Source organism: Streptomyces sp. NPDC048182 (genome assembly GCF_043202555.1).
In the GTDB taxonomy this organism is placed as follows: domain Bacteria; phylum Actinomycetota; class Actinomycetes; order Streptomycetales; family Streptomycetaceae; genus Streptomyces.
In genome coordinates, this window is sequence record NZ_JBIDAQ010000006.1 from 106,926 (window position 1) to 128,493 (window position 21,568).

Sequence of the window (21,568 nt, forward strand, 5' to 3'; positions counted from 1 at the left end):
GGGCGACACGAGTGGCCCGACGCGGTGGGTGCCGGGCTGTCCAGGGTACGTCGCGCTGCGCGGCTGCACGGGAGGCTGTGGACAACGCCGGCTGCGGGTGGCTGCGCCGGGTGCGAGGTGGGCGACGCCGGGTGCGAGTCGGGTGCGAGGCGGGCGGCGTCGGGGTGGCCGTACCAGGGGGCTCCGCCCCCTGGACCCCCGGCCTGTGCCCACCCACCACCCGACTCGGTCAGTTGGAAGGTGGACGCCCGGGTCGGCGGCGACTCGGTCGGTCGGAAGACGGCGGCCCCGGGCGCGGACAGCGGAAGGCCCGGCGTCGGGAGCCACGTGGCTTCCGGCGCCGGGATTCCCCCCGCAACCCCCGTATGCGGTGGTCTGGTGGGACCGCGGTGCTACTCCGTCGCGATCGCGTTCAGGACGTTCATCCGGCCCGCCCGGAAGGCCGGGACCAGGGCGGCGAAGAGGCCCACGAAGGCCGAGCCGACGAAGACGTAGAGGATCGTCGGCCAGGGGATGTCCAGGACGTCCAGGCCCTCCAGGGCGAGCAGGCGCTGGGCGGTGGCGCCCCAGCCCATGCCGAGGCCGAGGCCGAGCAGGGCGCCGAAGAGGGCGATGACCACCGACTCCATGCGGATCATGCGGCGCAGCTGGCGGCGGGAGAGCCCGATGGCCCGCATGAGGCCGATCTCGCGGGTCCGCTCGACCACCGAGAGGGCGAGGGTGTTCACGACACCGAGCACGGCGACGATGATCGCCAGGGCGAGCAGCCCGTAGACCATGTTGAGCAACTGGCCGACCTGGTCCTTCAGCTGCTCCTTGTAGTCGGTCTGGTCGCGCACCTGGTACTGCGGGTACGGCTCCATGGCCTGCTTCAGGGCCGCGTACGCGTCCTTCTCGTGGCCGTCTGCGGCCTTCGCGAACATGATCATGTTCGGCGGGACCTTGGCGGCCGGCAGGTACGTCCGCATCGTCTCGGTGGAGAGGTACCGCGCGCCCTGGTCGATGGCGGTCTCGTCGTCCGTGATCGCGGCGACCTTGAGCTTCGCCGTGCGACCGCCCTCGAAGGCGACCGTGAGGGTGTCGCCGACGTGCACGCCGTGGTCCTCGGCGTAGTCGGAGCCGACCGCCATGGCGCCGGGGCGGTAGGCGGCCTTGAGGTCGCCCGCCGTGGTCGGGCGGCGCAGGTCGTCGGCGTAGGACGGGTCGGCGGCGGTGACGCCGTCGGTGTCCTTGGTGCCGTCGGGCGCGGTGACGGTGGCGTCGACCACGCGGTAGCTGGTGACGTGCTCCAGGGACGGTGACTTCCGCATCGCCTGCTCGGCCTGCGGCACGATCCGCTGGTTGCCCTGGACGATGAAGTCCGCGCCGACCGACTTGTCGAGCTGGCTGGTGGCGGAGGCCACCATGGAGGAGCCGACCACCGACAGGCAGGCGACCAGGGCGAGGCCGATCATCAGCGCGGCGCCGGTGGCGCCGGTGCGGCGCGGGTTGCGCAGGGCGTTGCGTTCGGCGAGCCGCCCGACCGGGCCGAAGGCCCGCAGCAGCACCGCGCTGAGCACCCGCACCACCGCGCCGGACAGCAGCGGGCCGATCACGACCAGGCCGATCAGGGTGAGGACCACGCCGGCGCCGAGCATCATCGAGCCGTCGGTCGCCTTGTCCGCGCGGGCCGCCGTGACCAGCGCGGCTCCGCCGGCGCCGGTGAGCAGGACGCCGATGGTGCCGCGGATCCGGCCGGCCCGGCCGTCGGCGGGGGTGCCGGCGTCGCGCAGGGCGGCCATCGGGGAGATCTTCCCGGCCCGGCGGGCCGGCAGCCAGGCGGCGAGGACGGTGACGACGACGCCGAGGACCAGGCCGGCCACGGGGGTCGTCGCCTTCACGGTCAGGTCGTCGGTGGACAGGTTCATGCCCGCCGCCGACATCAGCTTCATCAGGCCGACCGCGATCCCGACGCCCGCCGCGACGCCGAGCACGGAGCCGACGACGCCGAGGAACAGCGCCTCCACCAGCACCGAGCGGTTGACCTGCCGGCGCGAGGAGCCGATGGCCCGCATGAGGCCGATCTCGCGGGTGCGCTGGGCAACCAGCATGGAGAAGGTGTTGACGATCAGGAAGATGCCGACCAGGAAGGCGATCCCGGCGAAGCCGAGCATGGCGTACTTGATGATGTCCAGGAACGAGCCGAGGCTCTCGCGGTTCTCGTCGGAGTTCTCCTTGGCCGTCTGCACCTTGTAGTCGCCCTTGAGGGCCTGGACGACGTGCTGCTTGAGCACGGTGTCGGAGACCCCGTCGGCGGCGGTGACGTTGACCGCGGTGAACCTGTCGGCGGCGCCGAGCAGTCGGCGCTGGGAGGTGGCGGTGTCGAAGTAGAAGATCGCGGCGCCGGGGTTGGTCACCTTGAAGGTCGCGATGCCGACGATCCGCGCCTTGAAGTCACCGGTCTGCGCGATGGTGCGCAGCTCCTCGCCGATCTCCAGGTGCTTCTTGTCGGCGGTGTCGGCGTCGACCATCACCTCGGTCGGCCCGCGCGGGGCGTGCCCAGAGGTGATCTCCATCGACTTCAGGTCGTTCCTCGTCCAGTTGCCGGCGATGGTGGGCGGGCCGTCGCCCGCGCCGACGTTCTTGTTGCGGCCGTCGACGACGGTGACGCTCTGCGAACTGACCGAGCCCTCCACCGACTTGACGCCCTGGACGGAGCGGACCCGGTCCAGCGTGGCGGCCGGCAGCGACTCGGGCACCCCGTTCTGCGGGGTCTCGTCGGCCTCGGCCTTCGCGGGCTGCACGGTCACGTCGGAGGCGGAGACCGCGAAGAGCTTGTCGAAGGTGGTGGTCATGGTGTCGGTGAACACCAGCGTCCCGCACACGAAGCCCACGGAGAGCAGCACCGCCACCGCGGAGAGCGCCATGCGCCCCTTGTGCGCGAAGAAGTTGCGCAGCGAGGTCCTGACGACGGTCATGACGTGCGCCCCCGGGCGTCGAAGTCCTTCATCCGGTCCAGGACGGCCTCGGCGGTCGGCCGGCGCATCTCGTCCACGATCCGGCCGTCGGCGAGGTAGAGCACCCGGTCCGCGTAGGCGGCGGCGACCGGGTCGTGGGTGACCATCACGATGGTCTGGCCCAGCTCGTCCACCGACCGGCGCAGGAAGCCCAGCACCTCGGCGCCGGCCCGGGAGTCGAGGTTGCCGGTCGGCTCGTCCCCGAAGATGATCTCCGGCCGCGCGGCCAGCGCCCGGGCCACGGCGACGCGCTGCTGCTGGCCGCCGGAGAGCTGGTTGGGCCGGTGCTTGAGCCGACCGGCGAGACCGACGGTCTCCACGACCCGGTCCAGCCACTCCTTGTCGGGCCTGCGCCCGGCGATGTCCATCGGCAGCGTGATGTTCTCCAGGGCGTTCAGCGTCGGCAGCAGGTTGAACGCCTGGAAGATGAAACCGACCCGGTCGCGGCGCAGTTGGGTGAGCTTCTTGTCCTTCAGCCCGGTGATCTCGGTCTCGTCCAGGTGGATCTGGCCCTCGGTGACGGTGTCAAGTCCGGCCAGGCAGTGCATCAGCGTGGACTTGCCGGACCCGGAGGGGCCCATGATGGCGGTGAACTCGCCGCGCAGGATGTCCACGTCGACGTGGTCGAGGGCGACCACCCGGGTCTCCCCGGCGCCGTACGCCTTCACCACCTGACGCGCCCGCGCGGCCACGGCCGTACGCCCTCCACTGCCCCCGTGCTTGGGAATGGTCACGGCCGATGTCATGTCGGTTCTCCTTGATCGGTGTACCGGTGGTCCGGTCGTCCGGCACCTGAAGTCTGTCGAGACGCGGGGGTCGAGCGCGCTGGTGCGCGGTGCAGTCTTCTGCTGGGGAAAACCCCACCCCCGGTGGTGCGGTCCGCCGCCCCCCAGCGGCGTAAAGCCAGGTTAAGGACGGGCCGGGGGGTGCCACGTCCTCCGCCGGTACCAACCCGACCCGGTCTGAAGGACGAAGGAACCCCTAGGGGCTGTCAGTCCCCGGGATGAGCCGTGTCGGGGTCGGGTGGGAAGCTGGGCGCCTGCGGTCACGGGGAGGTCGGGATGGGTGGCACCGGAGCAGTGGTACGCGCACGGGTCACCGGTGCCGGGCCGGAGCGGCGCGGCGCCGTCGTCGCCGCGCTGATGCTGGCGATGGCGCTGGCCGCCCTCGACTCCACGATCGTCGCCACCGCGGTGCCGCAGATCGTCGGCGACCTCGGCGGCTTCTCCCTCTTCTCCTGGCTGTTCTCCGGCTACCTGCTGGCCGTCACCGTCACCCTCCCCGTCTACGGCCGGCTCTGCGACACCGTCGGCCGCAAGCCGGTCCTGGTGGCGGGCGCGGTGCTGTTCCTGGCCGGGTCGCTGCTGTGCGCGGGCGCCTGGAACATGGCCGCGCTGATCGCCTTCCGCATCGTGCAGGGCCTGGGCGGCGGGGCCCTCCAGGGCACGGTGCAGACGCTCGCCGCCGACCTGTACCCGCTCGAGGAGCGACCGCGGATCCAGGCCCGGCTCTCCACGGTGTGGGCGGTCTCCGCGGTCGCCGGCCCCGGGCTCGGCGGGGTCCTCGCCGCCTACGCCGACTGGCGCTGGATCTTCCTGGTCAACCTGCCCGTCGGCGCGCTCGCCCTGTGGCTGATCGTCCGGCACCTGCACGAGCCGCCCCGCGAACGGCCCGCCGCGCGGCCCCGCGTGGACTGGGCGGGGGCGCTCGCGGTGTTCGCGTGCGGGGGGACGCTGCTCACGGCGCTGGTGCAGGGCGGGACGGCCTGGCCGTGGCTGTCGGCGCCCTCGCTGGCGCTGCTCGGCACGGGGGTCGCGCTGCTCGGGGTGACGGTCCTCGTGGAGCGCCGGGCGGCGGAGCCGATCATCCCGGGCTGGGTGTGGCGGCGGCGGACCATCGCCGCGGTCAATCTCGCGCTGGGCGCGCTGGGGGTGCTGATGGTGGCGCCGACCGTGTTCCTGCCGACGTACGCCCAGGCGGTGCTCGGGCTGGCGCCGGTCGCGGCCGGGTTCGTGCTGTCGGTGTGGACGCTGACCTGGCCGATGGCGGCGGCGCTCAGTCAGCACGTGTACCGCCGGATCGGGTTCCGGGACACGGCGCTGGTCGGGATCGGGGGCGCGTGTCTGGTGCTGCTCGCGTTCCCCTTCCTGCCGTATCCGGGGGCGGCCTGGCAGCCGACGGTGCTGATGCTGGTGCTGGGGGGTCTGCTGGGGTTGTTCCAGTTGCCGTTGATCGTGGGGGTGCAGTCGACGGTGGGGTGGGCGGAACGGGGGACGGCCACGGGGTCGGTGCTGTTCTGCCGGCAGATCGGGCAGACGGTGGGGGCGGCGGGGTTCGGGGCGGTGGCCAACGGGGTGCTGGGGGCGCGGCTGGGCGGGGTGGAGCTGGAGAGTGTCGGGCGGGGGGTGAGCGAGCCCGTGCGGAGGGCCGTCGCGGAGGCGGTGCACGCCGTGTACCTCGGGGCGGCGGGCGCGGCGGCGGTCGCCTTTGTGGTGCTGCTGGTGGTGGCGCCTCGGAGGTTCCCGGTGCGGGTGGAGTAACGGGGCGTCGCTGCGGGGGGGGCGTCTGCGCAGCCCGGCGCGACGGGGTGCCTCCCCCAAGCTCTTCGAGCAGGGGCCCCCAGCGCCCACCCGTGCCGCCCCAGCGGCACGACTGCCCGCAGCTGGGTGGGAGGGGGAGGCGGGCGCGGTGCGGCTGCCCGCAGCTGGGGAGCGGGCGGGACTGTATGCCCCAGGGGCGCGGGACTGTGCTGACTTGCGGCTCCGCCGCGGGGCGCGACCAGCCACGACGCACCCGCAGCCGACGGACTACCTGGTCAGTTCCGTGACCTCGCCCGTCAGGGCGTCGAGGGTGGCTCGGACCACGTCCGTCTCGGCCTGGACGGCGTCCCAGTGCTCGCCGTGGGCGTGGAGCACCCGCTCCGTGTCCCGAGCGATCGCGTCGGCGCGGGCCCGGGCCGCCGCGAGGATCTCCCCCGCGCGAGCACCCGCTTCGTCCTGAAGGCCGCGGTCCGCCGACTCCGCGTCGGCCAGCGACTGGTGGGCCACAACCACCTCCGCCTCGGCGCGAGCCAACCGCTCCGCATGCTGGGCGTCCAGATCCCGCCCCCGCCCGGCGGCCCCGCACTCGGCCTCGGCCAACCGCTCGGCATGGTCCCGCCCCTGGTCGGCCAGGAGGAGGGCGGTCCGGCGCCGCGCCTCGCGCAGCACGCCCAACGCCTCACCCCGCCCCGCCCGCACCTCGCGCCGCGCAGCGACCCGCACCTCGTCGGCCGCCGTACGGGCCGCCAGCAGGCGGGCCTCGGCCCGTGCGTCGGCCTCACCGCGCACCCGCCCCGCCTCCGCCTCCGCGGCCTCGCGCAGCTCGGCCGCGTACGCCTCGTCCCGCAACGCCAGCTCCCGCGCGGAGCGCCCCGCGTCCGCCAGGACGGCCCGCGCCTGCTCCTCCCCCAGCGCGAACAGCTCCCGGGCCCGCTCGCCGAGCACCGCGTAGTCCTGCGGGGCGAGCCCGGCCACCACCTCCCGCAGCTCCGCCAGTTCCTCGGCCATGTCGCGGGCCAGCACCGTGAGCCGGGCGGCGCGCTCCCACGCCGCGTCCCGCTCCCGGGAGAGGGCCTCGGCACACGCGTCCACCCGGCCGGGCCGGTAGCCGCGCCCCCGTACCACCGCGAAGCTGCTCATGTGGGACCTCCGTCTCGTTCACGGACGATCCGCACAGATTTGCACACATTCCGACCGATTTGCCGGAAGGCATGGGGGCGCGCGTCAGCCGGGGCGGCTCAGGGCAGGGTCACAGCAACCCGTCCCACATCTGCTCGAGCAGCACCGACCACCAGCTCTCCGGCGAGCCGAGCGCCGCCGGGTCGAGGGAGGCCAGCTGCGCCTGGAAGTCCACCGTCCAGCGGCCCGCCTGCTCCTGGTTGAGCCCGAACCGCAGTCGCCACATCCGGCCGAGCAGCGCCAGGCAGCGGGCGAACTCCGGCAGCGAGGAGTTCACGAACTGCGGCGGCACCGGCGCACCGCCGGGCCCCGCCTCCACCGGCACCGCCACGATGGCCGCCGTGCCGTACTGCACGCAGACCGCCTTGCCGAAGTCGCTGCCGACGACGAGGTACGAGCCCGCGTCCGGGGCCGGCTGCACACCCCGCTCGGCGGCCAGTTCGGCCAGCGTCGGCACCGGGCGCCCCGGCTGGGCCTGCGCCCAGAAGAACGGGCCCATGTCCAGCGGCAGGCCCGCCGCCACCAGGGTGTGCGCCACCACCGGCGGCACGCCCTGCCGGGACACCGCCGCCTGCTCGAACCGGAAGACGCCCGGCCCGAACGCGCCGGCCAGCTCCTGCCCGATCGCCTCCGGCGGCACGGGCGGCACCGGCTGCACCTGCGGCAGCGGGGCGCGTACCGGCGCCGGCCGCGCGGGGCCGTCGGCCACCTGGTGCAACTCGCCCTGATGCACGAGGAGTTGCCCCATGCCCTGCTGCCGGCTGCCGTGGTCGGTGCCGTACGGCGCGATGGAGGTGATGCGCGCCTGCGGCCACTGCTCCCGGATCATCCGCGCGCAGTACGCGCCGGGCAGCTCGCACGACTCCAGCTCGGTGTGCAGCTCGAGCACCCGGTCCGGCGGCACGTTCATGGCGCGCAGCTCGTGGAAGATCTGCCACTCCGGGTGCGGGGTGCCCGGCGCCGAACGCCGGATCACCTGCTGCTCGGAGCCGTCGTGCGCGCGGTAGCGCAGGACGGCCTGGTAGCCGGGGCCGACCGTCGGCAGGCCCTGCGGCGGCTGCGGATAGCCGTACGACGCCGGGGGCGGGACCGCGCCCGGCGGGGGCGGCGGCACGGCACCCGGCGGCGGCGGCACGCCCGGGCCGCCGGCCGGGGCAGGCGCGGCCAGCACCGTCTCCGCGTGGTGCACGGCGCCGCGGGCACCGCCGGCCGCGCCCTGCGGGCCGGGGGCGGGGGCGGCGGCCGGGGGCGGCGGGGCGCCACCGCCCGTACGGCCCGGGTCGGCCAGCATCGTGGCGGCGTGGTGCACCCCGCCCGGCGGCGTGCCCGGAGGGGCCGGCGGGGCGGACGGGTCGGTCGGGCCGGGCGGAGGGGGTGGAGTGGGCGGACCCTGCGGTGCGATGGGGTTGTTGCCGCCGAGGGACGGCACCATCTGCGTCGGCACGTAGCCGCCCGCCGACGCGCCCGACGCGCCCGACGCGCCCGGAACCGGCGGCGCCGCCTGCGGCGGAGGCGGGGCGCCCGCGCCGCCGCCACGCCGGGGCGGCGGGGCCTTGCTGGTGGCGGCGTCGGCGATGTCCCCGGCGTTCGGCGCGAGCGGCCGGCCCGGCGCCTGCGGCACCCCCGGCGGCGGCGTCGCGGCATGCGGCGCGGGAGCGGCGGGCGGCATCGGCACACCCGGCGCGGTGGCGGGCGGCCCCGACGCGGGCGCACCCGGCGTCGGCACACCCGACCCCGGCGTCCCCGGCCCGGACGCCCCCGGCACCGACCCGGCCGACTCGTCCACCGCCGGTGCCAGCGCCGTCGGCGGCAGCTGGCTCCCCCCGCTCATCAGCGCCGTCTTCGCCTCCGGCACCGCGGGCGGAGGCGGCGGCGTGCCGTCGTCCTCGCTCAGCTGCGGCGCGAACACCGTGTCCGGCAGCGGCACCGAACGGTCCTCACCGGCGTCGGCGTTGGTGTCCGTACCCGCCCAGGGCGTCGCCCCGGCCGGCGCGTCCGGCGCACCACCGGCACCCTCCACACCGGCGGACGGCCACACCGCGCCACCGGTGTCCGAGGACGCCGCCGCACGCTCACCACCGGTGTCCGAGGACGCAGCCGCACGCTCACCCCGCTCACCCCCGGAGGGCTCGCGCCGGTCCGGGATGCCGATCCGGTCCGCCGCCTCCTGCAGCCACTCCGGCGGCGTCAGCAGGAACGACGTCTGGTTCAGGTCCACCCGGGCCGGCGGCGCCGGCGCCGCGTCGTCCTCCTCGTCCGTCTCCGGACGGCCGTACTCCTCCTCGTAGCGGCGGATCACCTCACCCACCGCGAGCGCCGGCCACAGCGTCGCCTCACCGCTGTCCCGCGCGATCACCAGCCGGTGCGCGCCGCCGTCCGAGCGCGGCCCGTCCGCCCGGTCCTCGGCCCACACCACGAACCCCAGCTCGAACTCCCGCACCCGCACCTCCCGGTGCTGGTAAGCCGGCAGCTCGCCGTTGATCCACTCCTCGGCGCGCTCCTGCGCCTGCGCGAAGGTCACCATCGCCCTGCTCACTCCCCTGCCGACGCGTCGTCCGCCCCGGACACCACCCGGGCGAAACCGCCGTCCACCATCAGGTCGGCCACCGTCTCCAGCTCCGGCGGCGAACCCGCCAGCCGGGACAGGAAGACGTCGAAGTCCTCACCGCACGGCAGCAGCAGCCGCCCCACGCGCTCCGCCGGCGGCCACGCCGGATCCACGTCCCGCACGTCGTCGTACGCGCAGAACCACACCGAACCGGCCTTCTCCCCGCGCACCTTCACCGCGAGCAGACCGCCCTGCACGAACGCCACGCACAGGTAGTCCTTCGTCAGATGGTCCCGCAGGCACTTGTTGACGTAGACGAGGTCGTTGACCGCCGCCTCCTCGCGCACCGTGAAGAACGGCTGGTCCACCAGGAGCCCCAGCTCCGCGTCGAGCGCCGTGCCCACCGGCGCGCAGCCGCCCGCCGCCTTCAGGAACGACCGGTAGGCGCCCGGCAGCCGGTACCCGAGGTCCTCCTCGACCCCCTGCACCTGCTGCTCCGTCACCGCCACCCCGGACTTCGGCAGCCCGAAGTGCGCCGGCCGCGTCTCCTGCAACGGCCGCGTACCGCGCTTGCCGTGGTCCACCGCCGACGTCGCGATCCCGCCGTGGTGGCGCAGCAGCGCCTTCACCTCCACCGGGACCAGCTCGAGCCGCCGCGAGTCCGCCACGTGGTGCCACGTCCAGCCGTGCGGCGTCGCCACCGACGGCACCGTGTCCCACAACTCGTGGCCCTCCGCCGCCAGCGCCGCGTTCGCCGACACGTAGTCCGTCAGCCGCAGCTCGTCCACGCCGAAACCCTCCGGCGGCTCCGCGATCTCCACGGCGGCCCGGGCGTACGGCGAGAAGTCGGGATACCCCGCCCCGTCCACCCGCACCCCGCGGGGATGACGGGCCGCCCGCACCGGATCCGGGAAGTGCACGACCTGCCCGGCGTAGGCCGCGTTCGGCGGCGCGGCGTGCCCGAGCCGACCTGTCGTCATGGCGGTAGCCCCCTGCGGCGTCTGTCTCGTCTGCTGCTCTGCACTGCTGGACCGACAGCCTATGCGGTACGCCGACCCCGGTCACCGGCGGCGGAACACCACCCGGCGACCACCGCCCCCGGGCCGTGACCAGCCGTCACCCTCCCGTGACGCACCGCCCATCCACGGGCGTGTCGCCGCGCCCCAGCTTCCTTCCCGGCCACGGCATTTGGCACCCTGTGACCTCCGGGGGATGCACAGGAGGGGAACACACCATGACGGCGACGACGGCGACGACGGAAACACAGACGAAACCGGAGACCGGGTACTCCGGCGACCCCCGCGTCGGCTGGAGCACCGCCGACACCGCCCACGCGCCCGTGCTGCGCCACCGCCGCGACGGCATACTCCCCACCGTCGCCGCCGCCCTCTCCGTACGCGGCACCACCCTCACCGGCACCGCCGCCCGCGCCGACACACCCCCCGCCCTGCACCCCCTCGTGCAGGACTTCCTCGACGCCCTCGCCAGCGGCCAGCGCGACCGCTTCACCGGCCGCTGCGCCGAGACCCTCCTCATCTCCCGGCACCTCACCACCGCCGACACCGGCCGCAGCAAACGCGCCGCCCGCCGCCCCATGACCAACGGCGAGGCCCGCAAGGCCCTCAAACACGCCAAGCTCACCACCCGCCGCATCCGCGAGGACGGCGACCCCCTGCACGGCCACTTCGCCGCGCCCTGCCGCGCCTGCACCGCCCTCACCGCCCACTTCGGCGTCCGCGTCGTCGACCCCGCCGCCCAGGACTGACGCGCCGCCCCTCCCCCGTATCCCCCCGTACGAGACGAACCAAGGGCCGATGCACGCCGACCGCACCTCCACCACCCGCTTCCCCGTCCCCGTCGACGCCGCCCTGCGCGACGCCGGCTGGCAGCCCGGGCGCTGGGACATCAAACAGGCCGAGGACTGGGCCGACACCCTGCGCGACCACACCTCACCCGCCGGGCACCGCCACACCGTCTTCCCCGCCGCCGTCGAGGTCTGGGCCGAATTCGGCGGGCTGCGCATCACCCCCACCGGACCCGGCCGCCAGGTCGCCCCCGCCGGCCTCGACCTCGACCCCCTGCACGGCCTGCACATGGCCCGCACCCTCGCCGACCTCGGCCGCGCCCTCGACACCCACACCTGCCCGCTCGGCACCGAGACCGCCGCCGGCGCCCTGCTCGCCGTCGACACCGAGGGCCGCGTCTACGCCCTCGACCACACCGGCGACTGGTACCTCGGCGCCGACATCGACCACGCCCTGGCCACCCTCGTCACCGGCAACCACCCCGTGCGCCTCACCACCGGCTGAGCCCCTGGACCGGCTAGGCAGTCCCGGCCGCCGGAATCACCGCCGACACCCGGAAGCCCCCCGCGTCCGTCGGCCCCGACACGAAGACGCCGCCCAGCGCGGCCACCCGCTCCTTCATCCCCACCAGCCCGTTGCCCCCCGACGGCAGCCGCGCCGACGACGCCGCCTCGGGTGGCGGCCCGTTCTCCACCTGCATCGCGATCTCCGACCCCCGGTGCGCAAGGCGTACGTACGTCTTCGCGCCCGCCGCGTGCTTGTGGACGTTCGTCAACGCCTCCTGCACCACCCGGAACGCCGTCCGCTCCACCACCGGCGGATACGACCGCTCCTCCCCCTCCACCGACAGGTCCACCACCATCCCGGCCGCCACCGACTGCCCCACCAGCTCGTCCAGCTCCGACAGGCACGGCCCCTCCCCCTCCCCGGCCGCCCGCGACGCGGCCGCCGCCGCGGCCACCCCCACCGCCGCCAACGGCACCGACGCGCCCACCGCCGACGCGACGGGAGCCGACCGCTCCTCGGGCCCGCTGCGCAGCACCCCCAGCATCTCCCGCAGCTCCGTCAGCGCCTGCCGGCCCATGTCCCCCACCAGCGCCGCGTTGCGCACCGCCTTCTCCGGATCCTTGCGCGCCACCGCCTGCAACGCCGCCGCGTGCACCACCATCAGGCTCACCCGGTGCGCCACCACGTCGTGCATCTCCCGCGCGATCCGCGTCCGCTCCTCACCGCGCGCCCACTCGGCCCGCTCCTCCGCCCGCTCCGCGAGCAGCTGCAACTCCCGCTCCAGGCTGTCCGCCCGCTCCCGCAGGCTCTCCATCAGCCGCCGCCGCGCCCCCACATACAGGCCGAGCAGCAACGGCGGCGCGGTCAGCCCCAGCGAGGTCGTGATCGACGCGAAGGGGACGAACCAGTCCCCGATCGTCAGCTCCCCCGTCTCCATGTCCTGCCGCACCCGCACGAACGTCACGATCAACGTCCCGAGCAGCGACATCCCCGCCAGCGAGGCGATCACCCGGCGCGGCAGCTCGCACGCCGCCAGCGTGTACAGGCCGACGATGCCCATCAGGAAGCCCATCTGGGCCGGCGTGATGGCGATCGACACCAGCACCACCGCGATCGGCCACCGGCGGCGCACCACCAGCACCGAACCGGCCAGCAGCCCGAAGACGACCCCCGCCGCCCCCGGGATCCCCGCGTCCCGCGCGAACGGCACGCCCTCCGCTGCGCACTCCACCGCGGACACCGCGGCGAGCCCGACATCCAGCGCCGCGCCGCGCCGCCGCTCCCACCACCAAGGCCCACCCCGGGCCGGTGCGCACTCTTCCCCCGTCGTGGTCATGCCCTCCACCCTACGGGCGCGGCACCTCCCCGAACCGGTGACTTTTCCCAAGCGATACGACGCGATATCCCTCGAACTGATGAACCCCTCGGGGTTTACCCCCGCAACCGGGCATTCCGGCCGGACGGTATGCCCATGGCACGTTCACCGAGCAAGTACGCGGACTTCGAGAACCTGCGCGAGCAGGCGGTCGCGCTGCGCCGCGAGGGCTACAGCCTTCGGCAGATCCGGGATGAGCTGAAGGTCTTCAACAACGACATCCTCAACCAGCTGGTGAAGGGCGAACCGCCCCCGCAGTGGACCAAGCGCCCCCGCGCGAAGGACGACATGCGGGCCAAGGCTCGGGAGCTGCGCCTCCAGGGCTGGACCTACGACCAGATCGAGGTGGAGCTGGGCTGCTCGCGCAGCTCCGTGTCCCTGTGGGTCAGGGACCTGCCGAGGCCGGAGCCGCGCTACACGCCCGAGGAGCAGAGGGCGCTCATGAACGCGGGGCTGCGGCGCCTGCGCGACGCTCAGGACGAGGAACGCGAGCGCGTCAGGGCCGACGCCGCGCGGGAGGCAGGCACGCTCACAGACCGGGAGCTGTTCATGGCGGGTGTCGCGCTGTATTGGGCGGAAGGGTCCAAGAGCAAGCCCTACGACCGGCGCGAGCGCGTGGTGTTCGTCAACAGCGACCCGAGCGTGATCCACGTCTACCTGGCGTGGCTCGACCTGTTGGAGGTGAGCCGCGACCGGCTCGGCTTCCGGATCCTCATCCATGAGTCCGCCGATGTGGAGGCAGCCCATGGCTACTGGGCGGGGCTCGTGGGCGTGGACGCCGCGACCTTCATGAGGCCGACGCTGAAGCGGCACAACCCGAAGACGGTCCGCAAGAACACGGGCGACGACTACCACGGTTGCCTCGTGGTCACGGTCGCTCGCGGCGCCGAGTTGTACAACCGCATCGAGGGCTGGTGGCGGGGCATCACGGGTTACGCGCGAGGGCGTCTCGGGTAAGGTCTGAGGCGCTGTCCCCCGTGGTGTAACTGGCAGCACACAGGTTTTTGGTGCCTGTAGGACAAGGTTCGAATCCTTGCGGGGGAGCTCACGGAACCCAAAGCCTCGGTTCGGGTCCTCACCGGCATCACCCCCGGTGGGGACCCGCACGCGTACCGGCCCGGTAACGCCCCCGGTATCCTGCGGATGTCCACCCCTCAAAGCCGAAGGGCATCCCGTGAGCGCCATTCGCCCGGCCGCCGTCGTCGTACTCGCCGCGGGTGAGGGCACCCGTATGAGGTCGGCCACCCCCAAGGTCCTGCACGAGCTGTGCGGGCGTTCCCTCGTCGGGCATGTGCTGGCCGCCGCCGGTGAGCTGGCGCCCGAGAACCTGGTCGTCGTCGTGGGGCACGCGCGCGAGAAGGTGACCGCGCATCTCGCCGAGGTCGCCCCCGAGGCGCGCACCGCCGTGCAGGAGCAGCAGAACGGCACGGGGCACGCCGTCCGGATGGGCCTGGAGGCCCTCGGCGGCGGCGTGGACGGGACCGTCGTGGTCGTGTGCGGGGACACTCCGCTGCTGACCGGCGCCACGCTGGCCGCCCTCGCCGGGACGCACACCGGAGACGGCAACGCCGTGACGGTGCTGACGGCCGAGGTGCCGGACGCGACGGGGTACGGCCGGATCGTGCGGGACGGTGCGACCGGCGCGGTGACCGCGATCGTGGAGCACAAGGACGCCGACGAGGCGCAGCGCGGCATCCGGGAGATCAACTCGGGCGTGTTCGCGTTCGACGGCCGCCTGCTGGCGGAGGCGCTGGGCAAGGTGCGCACCGACAACAGCCAGGGCGAGGAGTATCTGACGGACGTGCTCGGCATCCTGCGGGAGGCCGGTCACCGGGTCGGGGCCTCGGTGGCGGCCGATCACCGGGAGATCGCCGGGATCAACAACCGGGTGCAGCTGGCCGAGGCGCGCCGGACGCTGAACGACCGGCTGCTGGAGGCGGCGATGCTGGCCGGCGTGACGGTGGTGGATCCGGCGTCGACGTGGGTGGACGTGACGGTGACGTTCGAGCGGGACGCGATCGTGCACCCGGGTACGCAGTTGCACGGCGCGACGCATCTGGCGGAGGGCGCGGAGGTCGGCCCGAACTCGCGGCTGACGGACACCCGGGTCGGTGAGGGCGCCCGCGTGGACAACACGGTCGCGATGGGCGCCGAGGTCGGCCCGCAGGCGTCGGTGGGCCCGTTCGCGTATCTGCGGCCGGGTTCGCGCCTCGGGCTGAAGGCGAAGGTCGGCACGTATGTGGAGACGAAGAACGCGACCGTCGGTGAGGGCACGAAGATCCCGCATCTCTCCTATGTGGGGGACGCGACGATCGGCGAGTACAGCAACATCGGCGCGGCGAGCGTGTTCGTGAACTACGACGGCCAGGAGAAGCACCACACCACGGTGGGCTCGCACTGCCGTACCGGTTCGGACAACATGTTTGTGGCTCCTGTCACGGTCGGGGACGGCGCCTACACCGCCGCGGGCTCGGTGATCACGAAGGATGTGCCGGCGGGTTCGCTGGCCGTGGCCCGTGGCCAGCAGCGGAATATCGAGGGCTGGGTGGCCCGTAAGCGTCCGGGGAGCGCGGCGGCGAAGGCGGCCGAGGCGGTGTCCCGGGAGGCCGGTGGCGAGGGCTGACCGGCGTTCGGGTGCGCCGACGGGGGCGTACCGTGATAAGTGCACATCCGCACCCCAACCGGCCCAGCCGCGCCACCTGGCTGAGCCGTGCAACCTCTGAGGAGAACGTGCTGTGACCGGGATCAAGACGACCGGCGAGAAGAAGCTGATGTTCTTCTCCGGCCGCGCCCACCCCGAGCTTGCCGAGGAGGTCGCCCACGCGCTGGGTATCGAAGTCGTCCCGACGAAGGCGTTCGACTTCGCCAACGGCGAGATCTATGTGCGGTATCAGGAGTCGGCGCGTGGTGCGGACTGCTTCCTGATCCAGAGCCACACGGCCCCGATCAACAAGTGGGTCATGGAGCAGCTGATCATGATCGACGCGTTGAAGCGTGCGTCGGCGCGCTCGATCACGGTCATCGTGCCGTTCTACGGTTACGCGCGGCAGGACAAGAAGCACCGGGGTCGTGAACCGATCTCGGCGCGGCTGATCGCGGATCTGATGAAGACGGCGGGCGCGGACCGGATCCTCGCGGTCGATCTGCACACGGACCAGATCCAGGGCTTCTTCGACGGCCCCGTCGACCATCTGTTCGCGCTGCCGCTGCTCGCGGACTATGTGGGCGCGAAGGTGGACCGGTCGAAGCTGACGGTGGTCTCGCCGGACGCGGGCCGGGTGCGGGTGGCGGACCGGTGGTGCGACCGGCTGGGCGCGCCGCTGGCGATCGTGCACAAGCGGCGGGACAAGGACGTCGCGAACCAGGTGACGGTGCACGAGGTCGTCGGTGATGTGAAGGGCCGGATCTGCGTCCTGGTGGACGACATGATCGACACGGGCGGCACGATCTGCGCGGCGGCGGACGCGTTGTTCGCGCACGGTGCGGAGGACGTCATCGTGACGGCGACGCACGGTGTGCTGTCGGGTCCGGCGGCGGACCGGCTGAAGAACTCCAAGGTGAGCGAGTTCGTGTTCACGGACACGCTGCCGACGCCGAAGGAGCTGGAGCTGGACAAGATCACGGTGCTGCCGATCGCGCCGACGATCGCGCGCGCGGTGCGCGAGGTGTTCGAGGACGGCTCGGTGACGAGCCTGTTCGACGAGCAGTAGAGGTCCTGCGCCCTGCTGCTGTAGATCGTTTTGGGTGCGGCCTCCCCTGCCGAGTACACTTCCCGAGTTGCTCGGCGAGGGAGGCCGCACTCGTGTGTTCACGGGTCTGGTGCTCCGTTATCGACGCGCTCTTCGTAGCAGGCCGTTCGTGGCCGGGTGACCACGTCCGTACCTACCTCTACGAGGAGTGATCATGTCCGAGGTGAAGATCTCCGCCGAGTCGCGTACCGAGTTCGGCAAGGGCGCCGCCCGCCGTATCCGTCGTGACGACAAGGTTCCCGGTGTGCTCTACGGTCACGGCAGCGACCCGCTGCACCTGACCCTGCCGGGCCACGAGCTGCTGATGGCGCTGCGTACGCCGAACGTGCTGATCGCGCTGAACGTCGACGGCAAGACCAACGAGCTGGCGATCCCGAAGTCGGTCACCCGTGACCCGATCAAGGGCTTCCTGGAGCACGTCGACCTGCTGCTGGTCAAGCGCGGCGAGAAGGTCCAGGTCGAGGTCCCGGTGCACACCGAGGGCGACCTGGCGCCGGGTGGCTTCCTGCTCGAGCACGTGCTGGCCGCGCTGCCGGTCGAGGCCGAGGCCACGCACATCCCCGAGTCCGTGACGGTGTCGGTCGAGGGTCTGGAGGCCGGCGCCTCCGTCCTGGCCAAGGACATCGAGCTGCCGAAGGGTGTCACGCTGACGGTCGAGGACGACACCACCGTCATCCAGATCGTGACCGCGCAGGTCGAGGAGGAGCCCGCCGAGGAGGAGGCCGAGGGTACCGAGGCCGCCGCCGAGGGCGACGAGGCCGCCGCGGAGGCCTGAGCCCGAGGGTTCGCCGGCCGCCGTCCCCGCTGTGGGGCGGCGGCCGACGCGTATGCGCTGACGGTGGCTGAGGTGGAGGAGACATGGACGTGACGACCGACGCGGGCGCTCCCTGGTTGATCGCGGGGCTCGGCAATCCGGGTCCGGGGTACGAGATGAACCGGCACAACGTGGGGTTCATGGTGGCGGATCTGCTGGCGGAGCGGATCGGTGGGCGGTTCAAGCGGCACGGCAAGGCGCAGGCGCAGGTGGTGGAGGGCCGGATCGGTCCGCCGGGTCCGGGCAGCCGGCGGGTGGTGCTGGCGAAGCCGATGTCGTACATGAACCTGTCGGGCGGGCCGCTGAACGCGCTGCGGGACTTCTACAAGGTGCCCCTCGCGCATGTCGTGGCGGTCCATGACGAGCTGGACATCGACTACGGGGTGCTGCGGCTGAAGCTGGGCGGCGGGGACAACGGGCACAACGGGCTGAAGTCGATGACGAAGGCGATGGGCGCGGAGTACCACCGGGTGCGGTTCGGGATCGGCCGGCCGCCGGGGCGGATGCAGGTGGCGGACTTCGTGCTGAAGGACTTCTCCGGCGCCGAGCGCAAGGAGCTGGACTATTTCGTGGACCGGGCGGCGGACGCGGTGGAGTGCCTGGTGGTGGACGGCCTGGAGCGGGCGCAGAGTTCGTACAACTCCTGATCGCTCCCGACCGTTTATGATCCCGGCCATGCGCTTTGGAAGAGTCACCGCGATGGGGGCGGTGGCGGTGCTGATCCTGATAGCCGGCGTGTGGGCGTCCTGGGGGACGGCCCAGCACGTGCTGCTGACCAAGGGCCGCGAGCGCGGCACGGTCGAGGTGACCCGCTGCGCGGGCGGCACGTGCTCCGGCACGCTGACGCAGGGGGCGCCGCCCCGGGGCGGCATCGTCCTGAAGGACACCGTGGCCGTCTCGGAGGGCCACACCTACGCGGTGATCATCAAGCCCGGCACCGACGAGGCGGTCCGCTCGGGCCCCTCCGGCATCCTCTACGCGTGGGTCCCCCTGGGCGGCGCACTCCTCCTCGCGTCGGTGGTCGTGGCCGGCGGCATGCGCCGCGTCCGAGCGGGCTGGGCCCTGGCCGGCACGGGTATGGCGTTGCTGACGGCAGCGTTCCTGGCGGTGTGACCCGCCGCCCCGCACAGGAAATGCCGGTGCCCCGAGCCCCCTCGGAGCCCGGGGCACCTTTCGAAGACGTCAGCCGGTGTTGCGCAGCCCCGCGGCAACCCCGTTGACGGTCAGCAGCAGCGCCCGCGCCAGCAGCGGATCCGCCTCGTCCCCCGCCGCCGCGGCCTCACGCTGCCGCCCCAGCAGGGCGACCTGGAGGTAGGAGATCGGGTCGAGATACGCGTCCCGGATCGCGAACGTCTGCTTCAGGTCGGGCTGAGCGTCGAGCAGTTCGGCCTCGCCGGTGATGCGCAGGATCTCCGCGACGGTGAGGGCGTGCTCGGCCTTGATTGCCTCGAAGACGTGCTTCAGCTCGTCCGGCACGAGGGTGTCGACGTAGTGCTGGGCGATGCGCAGGTCGGTCTTGGCGAGGGTCATCTCCACGTTGGAGACGAAGTTGCGGAAGAAGTGCCACTGCTCGTGCATCTCGCCGAGCACCGTGTCCAGACCGGTCTCGCGCAGCGCCTTGAGCCCGGAGCCGACGCCGAACCAGCCGGGCACGATCTGCCGGGACTGGGTCCAGCCGAACACCCACGGGATCGCGCGCAGCCCGTCGAGCGAGACGCCGGAGCCGGGGCGGCGGGAGGGCCGCGAGCCCAGGTGCAGCTCGGCGAGCTGGTCGACCGGGGTGGAGGCGAGGAAGTAGGTCGGCAGGTCGGGGTCCTCGACGAGCCGGCGGTAGGCGGCGTGGGCGGCGTCGGAGACGGTGTCCATCGCGGCGTCCCAGCGGGCGAGCGCCTCGTCGGACTGGCGGGGCGCGGTGTGCAGGGCGGACGCCTGGAGGGTGGCGGCGACCGTCAGCTCCAGGTTCTCCCGGGCGAGGGAGGGGATGAGGTACTTGTCGGAGATGACCTCGCCCTGCTCGGTCACCTTGATCTCGCCCTCCAGGGTGCCCCAGGGCTGGGCGAGGATCGCGTCGTGCGAGGGGCCGCCGCCGCGGCCGACGGTGCCGCCGCGGCCGTGGAAGAGGCGCAGGCGTACGCCGTAGCGGTGGGCGACGTCGCGCAGCCGGCGCTGGGCGCGGTGGATCTCCCACTGGCTGGTGGTGATGCCGCCGAACTTGGAGGAGTCGGAGTAGCCGAGCATGACCTCCTGGACGTCGCCGCGCAGGGCGACCAGGCGCCGGTAGGAGGGGTCGGAGAGGAGGTCCTCCAGGATGGTGTCGGCGGCCTTCAGCTCGTCGGTGGTCTCCAGGAGCGGCACGATGCCGATCTTCGCCCAGCCGGCGTGCAGGTCGAGCAGGCCGGCCTCGCGGGCGAGGACGGCGGCGGCGAAGACGTCGTCGGCGCCCTGGCACATGGAGATGATGTACGACTCGATGACCTCGGGCCCGAAGACCTCCAGGGCGCGGCGCACGGTCTGGAAGACGCCGAGGGTCTTCTCGCCGGCCGCGTCGACGGGCGCCGGGGTGGGGGCGAGGGGCCGCCGGGAGCGCAGCTCCTTCGCGAGGAGCTTGGCGCGGTACTCGCGGGGCATGTCGGCGTAGCGCCAGGACTCCTCGCCGAGCCGGTCGAAGAGCTGGCCGAGGGCGTGGTGGTGGGCGTCGGCGTGTTCGCGGACGTCCATGGTGGCGAGCTGGAGGCCGAAGGCGGCCAGGGTGCGGATGGTGCGGGCGAGGCGGCCGTCGGCGAAGAGGGCGCCGCGGTGCTCGCGCAGCGAGGTCTGCACGATGCGCAGGTCGTCGAGGAGCTGGGCGGTGCCGAGGTAGTCGCGGCCGGGTTCGTGGCCGGTGGAGTTGGCGAGGCGCTGCTTGGTGTTCTCCAGCTTCTGCCGGATGCAGGTGGCCTTGAGCCGGTAGGGCTCCTCGGCGTTGAGCCGCTTGTAGCGGGGGCTGATCTCGGGGAGCCGGTCGAGGTCGGCCTTCAGCGAGGTGAGGAGTTCCTCGGTGGCGCCCGCGTAGCGGATGGAGTTCGACAGGAAGCCGCGCAGCTCGTCGATCATGTCCAGGGCGTCGTTGATGCCGTGCTCGTGCTGGAGGATCAGGACGTCCCAGGTGACCTGGGGGGTGACGTTCGGGTTGCCGTCGCGGTCGCCGCCGATCCAGGTGCCGAAGGTGAGGGGGCGGGTGTCGTCGGGGAGGTCGACGCCGGCCCGCTGGAGTTCGGCGGTGAGGTCCTCCAGGACGTCGCCGACGGCGCCGGCGTGCAGCTCGTCCAGGTAGTAGATGGCGTTGCGGGCCTCGTCGGCGGGCTCGGGGCGGACCACGCGCAGTTCGTCGGTCTGCCAGACGAGGTCGATGTTCTCGGCGAGGCGGGTGTCCAGGCGGCGCCGGTCGGAGGCGAGGACGGGGGTGTCCAGGAGGGCGGCGATGCGGCGCAGCTTGTTGAGGACGGAGCGGCGGGCGGCCTCGGTGGGGTGGGCGGTGAAGACCGGCCGGACGTTGAGGTTGCGGACGGTGTCGCGCAGGTGCTCGGGATCGGCGTCCTTCAGGCGGTCCGCGGTGCGGGCCAGCAGGCCGCCCTCGGCGGCGCGGCGGGCGCGCAGCTCGCGACCGCGGTGGACCTGCTCGGTGACGTTGGCGAGGTGGAAGTAGGTGGAGAAGGCGCGGACCAGCTTGGCCGCGGTCTCCAGCTCCGTGCCGCGCAGCAGCTCGGCTGCGGCGTCGCCGTCCTCGCGGGTGAGGCGGCGTACCTTCTCGACGAGTTCCAGCAGCTCGGGGCCCTCCTGGCGGACGAGGGTCTCGCCGAGGAGGTCGCCGAGGCGGCGGATGTCGGCCCGCAGCTCGGTGCTGGTGGTCGTGCTCTGGTCGTCGGCACTGCTCACAGGTGCGGCTCCTTGCAGTGTTGAAGCTCGTCCGGGAGGGGAACATTGAGAGCGGACCGCGCTGTCCGACCGGTACCAGGATAGGTGTCGGGCGGCACGCGCAGGCTCTCGGGCTCTTGCCGCCGCGCGAGGCGCTGCCA

16 protein-coding genes and 1 tRNA gene are annotated in these 21,568 nt (G+C 73.2%); 10 read left to right on the forward strand and 7 right to left on the reverse strand.

What is annotated here, in order from left to right:
• Nucleotides 1–392 precede the first annotated feature (392 nt).
• Both ACGFZL_RS13850 and ACGFZL_RS13855 read right to left on the reverse strand, forming a co-directional pair.
• A complete protein-coding gene (locus ACGFZL_RS13850; RefSeq protein ID WP_393691393.1) occupies nt 393–2,957 on the reverse strand; it encodes an ABC transporter permease in 2,565 nt (854 codons plus the stop codon).
• On the reverse strand, nt 2,954–3,742 hold the full coding sequence (locus ACGFZL_RS13855) for an ABC transporter ATP-binding protein (RefSeq protein ID WP_355174259.1): 789 nt from the start codon (nt 3,740–3,742) through the stop codon (nt 2,954–2,956). The genes ACGFZL_RS13850 and ACGFZL_RS13855 overlap by 4 nt, the downstream gene beginning before the upstream one ends.
• Before the next feature lie 315 nt (nt 3,743–4,057).
• Here ACGFZL_RS13855 and ACGFZL_RS13860 point away from each other — a divergent pair, with 315 nt between their 5' ends.
• The gene (locus ACGFZL_RS13860; protein WP_393691395.1) at nt 4,058–5,536 is read left to right on the forward strand and encodes an MFS transporter; all 1,479 of its coding nucleotides are present in this window, start codon (nt 4,058–4,060) and stop codon (nt 5,534–5,536) included.
• Between the two features lie 267 nt (nt 5,537–5,803).
• Here the strand turns inward: ACGFZL_RS13860 and ACGFZL_RS13865 are convergent, their stop codons facing one another.
• From ACGFZL_RS13865 to ACGFZL_RS13875, 3 genes are all read right to left on the reverse strand, one after another.
• On the reverse strand, nt 5,804–6,676 hold the full coding sequence (locus tag ACGFZL_RS13865; RefSeq protein WP_393691397.1) for a cellulose-binding protein: 873 nt from the start codon (nt 6,674–6,676) through the stop codon (nt 5,804–5,806).
• Nucleotides 6,677–6,785: 109 nt separating this feature from the next.
• Nucleotides 6,786–9,239: an SUKH-4 family immunity protein gene (locus ACGFZL_RS13870; protein WP_393691399.1), complete on the reverse strand. Its 2,454-nt coding sequence runs from the start codon at nt 9,237–9,239 to the stop codon at nt 6,786–6,788.
• An 8-nt stretch (nt 9,240–9,247) separates the two neighbouring features.
• On the reverse strand, nt 9,248–10,243 hold the full coding sequence (locus ACGFZL_RS13875; protein ID WP_355174251.1) for an SMI1/KNR4 family protein: 996 nt from the start codon (nt 10,241–10,243) through the stop codon (nt 9,248–9,250).
• Between the two features lie 254 nt (nt 10,244–10,497).
• Between ACGFZL_RS13875 and ACGFZL_RS13880 the strand changes: the two genes are divergently transcribed.
• Nucleotides 10,498–11,028, forward strand: coding sequence for a YwqJ-related putative deaminase (locus ACGFZL_RS13880; RefSeq protein ID WP_355174249.1), 531 nt, complete (start codon nt 10,498–10,500; stop codon nt 11,026–11,028).
• A 49-nt stretch (nt 11,029–11,077) separates the two neighbouring features.
• Nucleotides 11,078–11,572, forward strand: coding sequence for an SUKH-3 domain-containing protein (locus ACGFZL_RS13885; RefSeq protein ID WP_355174247.1), 495 nt, complete (start codon nt 11,078–11,080; stop codon nt 11,570–11,572).
• A 13-nt stretch (nt 11,573–11,585) separates the two neighbouring features.
• Here ACGFZL_RS13885 and ACGFZL_RS13890 read toward each other — a convergent pair whose 3' ends face one another.
• Entirely contained in the window at nt 11,586–12,911 is a 1,326-nt protein-coding gene (locus ACGFZL_RS13890) for a sensor histidine kinase (RefSeq protein WP_393691402.1), read from the reverse strand.
• Nucleotides 12,912–13,046: 135 nt separating this feature from the next.
• Between ACGFZL_RS13890 and ACGFZL_RS13895 the strand changes: the two genes are divergently transcribed.
• The 7 genes from ACGFZL_RS13895 to ACGFZL_RS13925 all read left to right on the forward strand — a co-directional run bounded on the left by ACGFZL_RS13895 (nt 13,047) and on the right by ACGFZL_RS13925 (nt 18,626).
• The gene (locus ACGFZL_RS13895; protein WP_393691404.1) at nt 13,047–13,907 is read left to right on the forward strand and encodes a hypothetical protein; all 861 of its coding nucleotides are present in this window, start codon (nt 13,047–13,049) and stop codon (nt 13,905–13,907) included.
• Between the two features lie 14 nt (nt 13,908–13,921).
• A tRNA-Gln gene (locus ACGFZL_RS13900) sits at nt 13,922–13,994 on the forward strand.
• A gap of 130 nt (nt 13,995–14,124) precedes the next feature.
• Nucleotides 14,125–15,573, forward strand: coding sequence for a bifunctional UDP-N-acetylglucosamine diphosphorylase/glucosamine-1-phosphate N-acetyltransferase GlmU (glmU, locus tag ACGFZL_RS13905; RefSeq protein WP_393691406.1), 1,449 nt, complete (start codon nt 14,125–14,127; stop codon nt 15,571–15,573).
• A gap of 112 nt (nt 15,574–15,685) precedes the next feature.
• Nucleotides 15,686–16,660, forward strand: a complete 975-nt coding sequence (locus ACGFZL_RS13910) for a ribose-phosphate diphosphokinase (RefSeq protein WP_355174239.1) — start codon at nt 15,686–15,688, stop codon at nt 16,658–16,660.
• A 193-nt stretch (nt 16,661–16,853) separates the two neighbouring features.
• A complete protein-coding gene (locus ACGFZL_RS13915; RefSeq protein ID WP_393691409.1) occupies nt 16,854–17,474 on the forward strand; it encodes a 50S ribosomal protein L25/general stress protein Ctc in 621 nt (206 codons plus the stop codon).
• 83 nt (nt 17,475–17,557) lie between these two features.
• Complete coding sequence (pth, locus tag ACGFZL_RS13920; protein ID WP_393691411.1) at nt 17,558–18,160, forward strand: aminoacyl-tRNA hydrolase; 603 nt, start codon at nt 17,558–17,560, stop codon at nt 18,158–18,160.
• A gap of 28 nt (nt 18,161–18,188) precedes the next feature.
• A complete protein-coding gene (locus tag ACGFZL_RS13925) occupies nt 18,189–18,626 on the forward strand; it encodes a hypothetical protein (protein ID WP_393691413.1) in 438 nt (145 codons plus the stop codon).
• Nucleotides 18,627–18,695: 69 nt separating this feature from the next.
• Here the strand turns inward: ACGFZL_RS13925 and ppc are convergent, their stop codons facing one another.
• Nucleotides 18,696–21,428 (reverse strand): phosphoenolpyruvate carboxylase, encoded by a 2,733-nt coding sequence (gene ppc, locus ACGFZL_RS13930; protein ID WP_393691415.1) that lies wholly within the window; start codon nt 21,426–21,428, stop codon nt 18,696–18,698.
• Nucleotides 21,429–21,568: the final 140 nt, after the last annotated feature.

Coding starts and splice junctions, on each gene's coding strand:
- ACGFZL_RS13850 (WP_393691393.1), bottom strand. CDS start 2,957: ATGACCGTCGTCAGGACCTCGCTGCGCAACTTCTTCGCGCACAAGGGG.
- ACGFZL_RS13855 (WP_355174259.1), bottom strand. CDS start 3,742: ATGACATCGGCCGTGACCATTCCCAAGCACGGGGGCAGTGGAGGGCGT.
- ACGFZL_RS13860 (WP_393691395.1), top strand. CDS start 4,058: ATGGGTGGCACCGGAGCAGTGGTACGCGCACGGGTCACCGGTGCCGGG.
- ACGFZL_RS13865 (WP_393691397.1), bottom strand. CDS start 6,676: ATGAGCAGCTTCGCGGTGGTACGGGGGCGCGGCTACCGGCCCGGCCGG.
- ACGFZL_RS13870 (WP_393691399.1), bottom strand. CDS start 9,239: ATGGTGACCTTCGCGCAGGCGCAGGAGCGCGCCGAGGAGTGGATCAAC.
- ACGFZL_RS13875 (WP_355174251.1), bottom strand. CDS start 10,243: ATGACGACAGGTCGGCTCGGGCACGCCGCGCCGCCGAACGCGGCCTAC.
- ACGFZL_RS13880 (WP_355174249.1), top strand. CDS start 10,498: ATGACGGCGACGACGGCGACGACGGAAACACAGACGAAACCGGAGACC.
- ACGFZL_RS13885 (WP_355174247.1), top strand. CDS start 11,078: ATGCACGCCGACCGCACCTCCACCACCCGCTTCCCCGTCCCCGTCGAC.
- ACGFZL_RS13890 (WP_393691402.1), bottom strand. CDS start 12,911: ATGACCACGACGGGGGAAGAGTGCGCACCGGCCCGGGGTGGGCCTTGG.
- ACGFZL_RS13895 (WP_393691404.1), top strand. CDS start 13,047: ATGGCACGTTCACCGAGCAAGTACGCGGACTTCGAGAACCTGCGCGAG.
- ACGFZL_RS13915 (WP_393691409.1), top strand. CDS start 16,854: ATGTCCGAGGTGAAGATCTCCGCCGAGTCGCGTACCGAGTTCGGCAAG.
- pth (WP_393691411.1), top strand. CDS start 17,558: ATGGACGTGACGACCGACGCGGGCGCTCCCTGGTTGATCGCGGGGCTC.
- ACGFZL_RS13925 (WP_393691413.1), top strand. CDS start 18,189: ATGCGCTTTGGAAGAGTCACCGCGATGGGGGCGGTGGCGGTGCTGATC.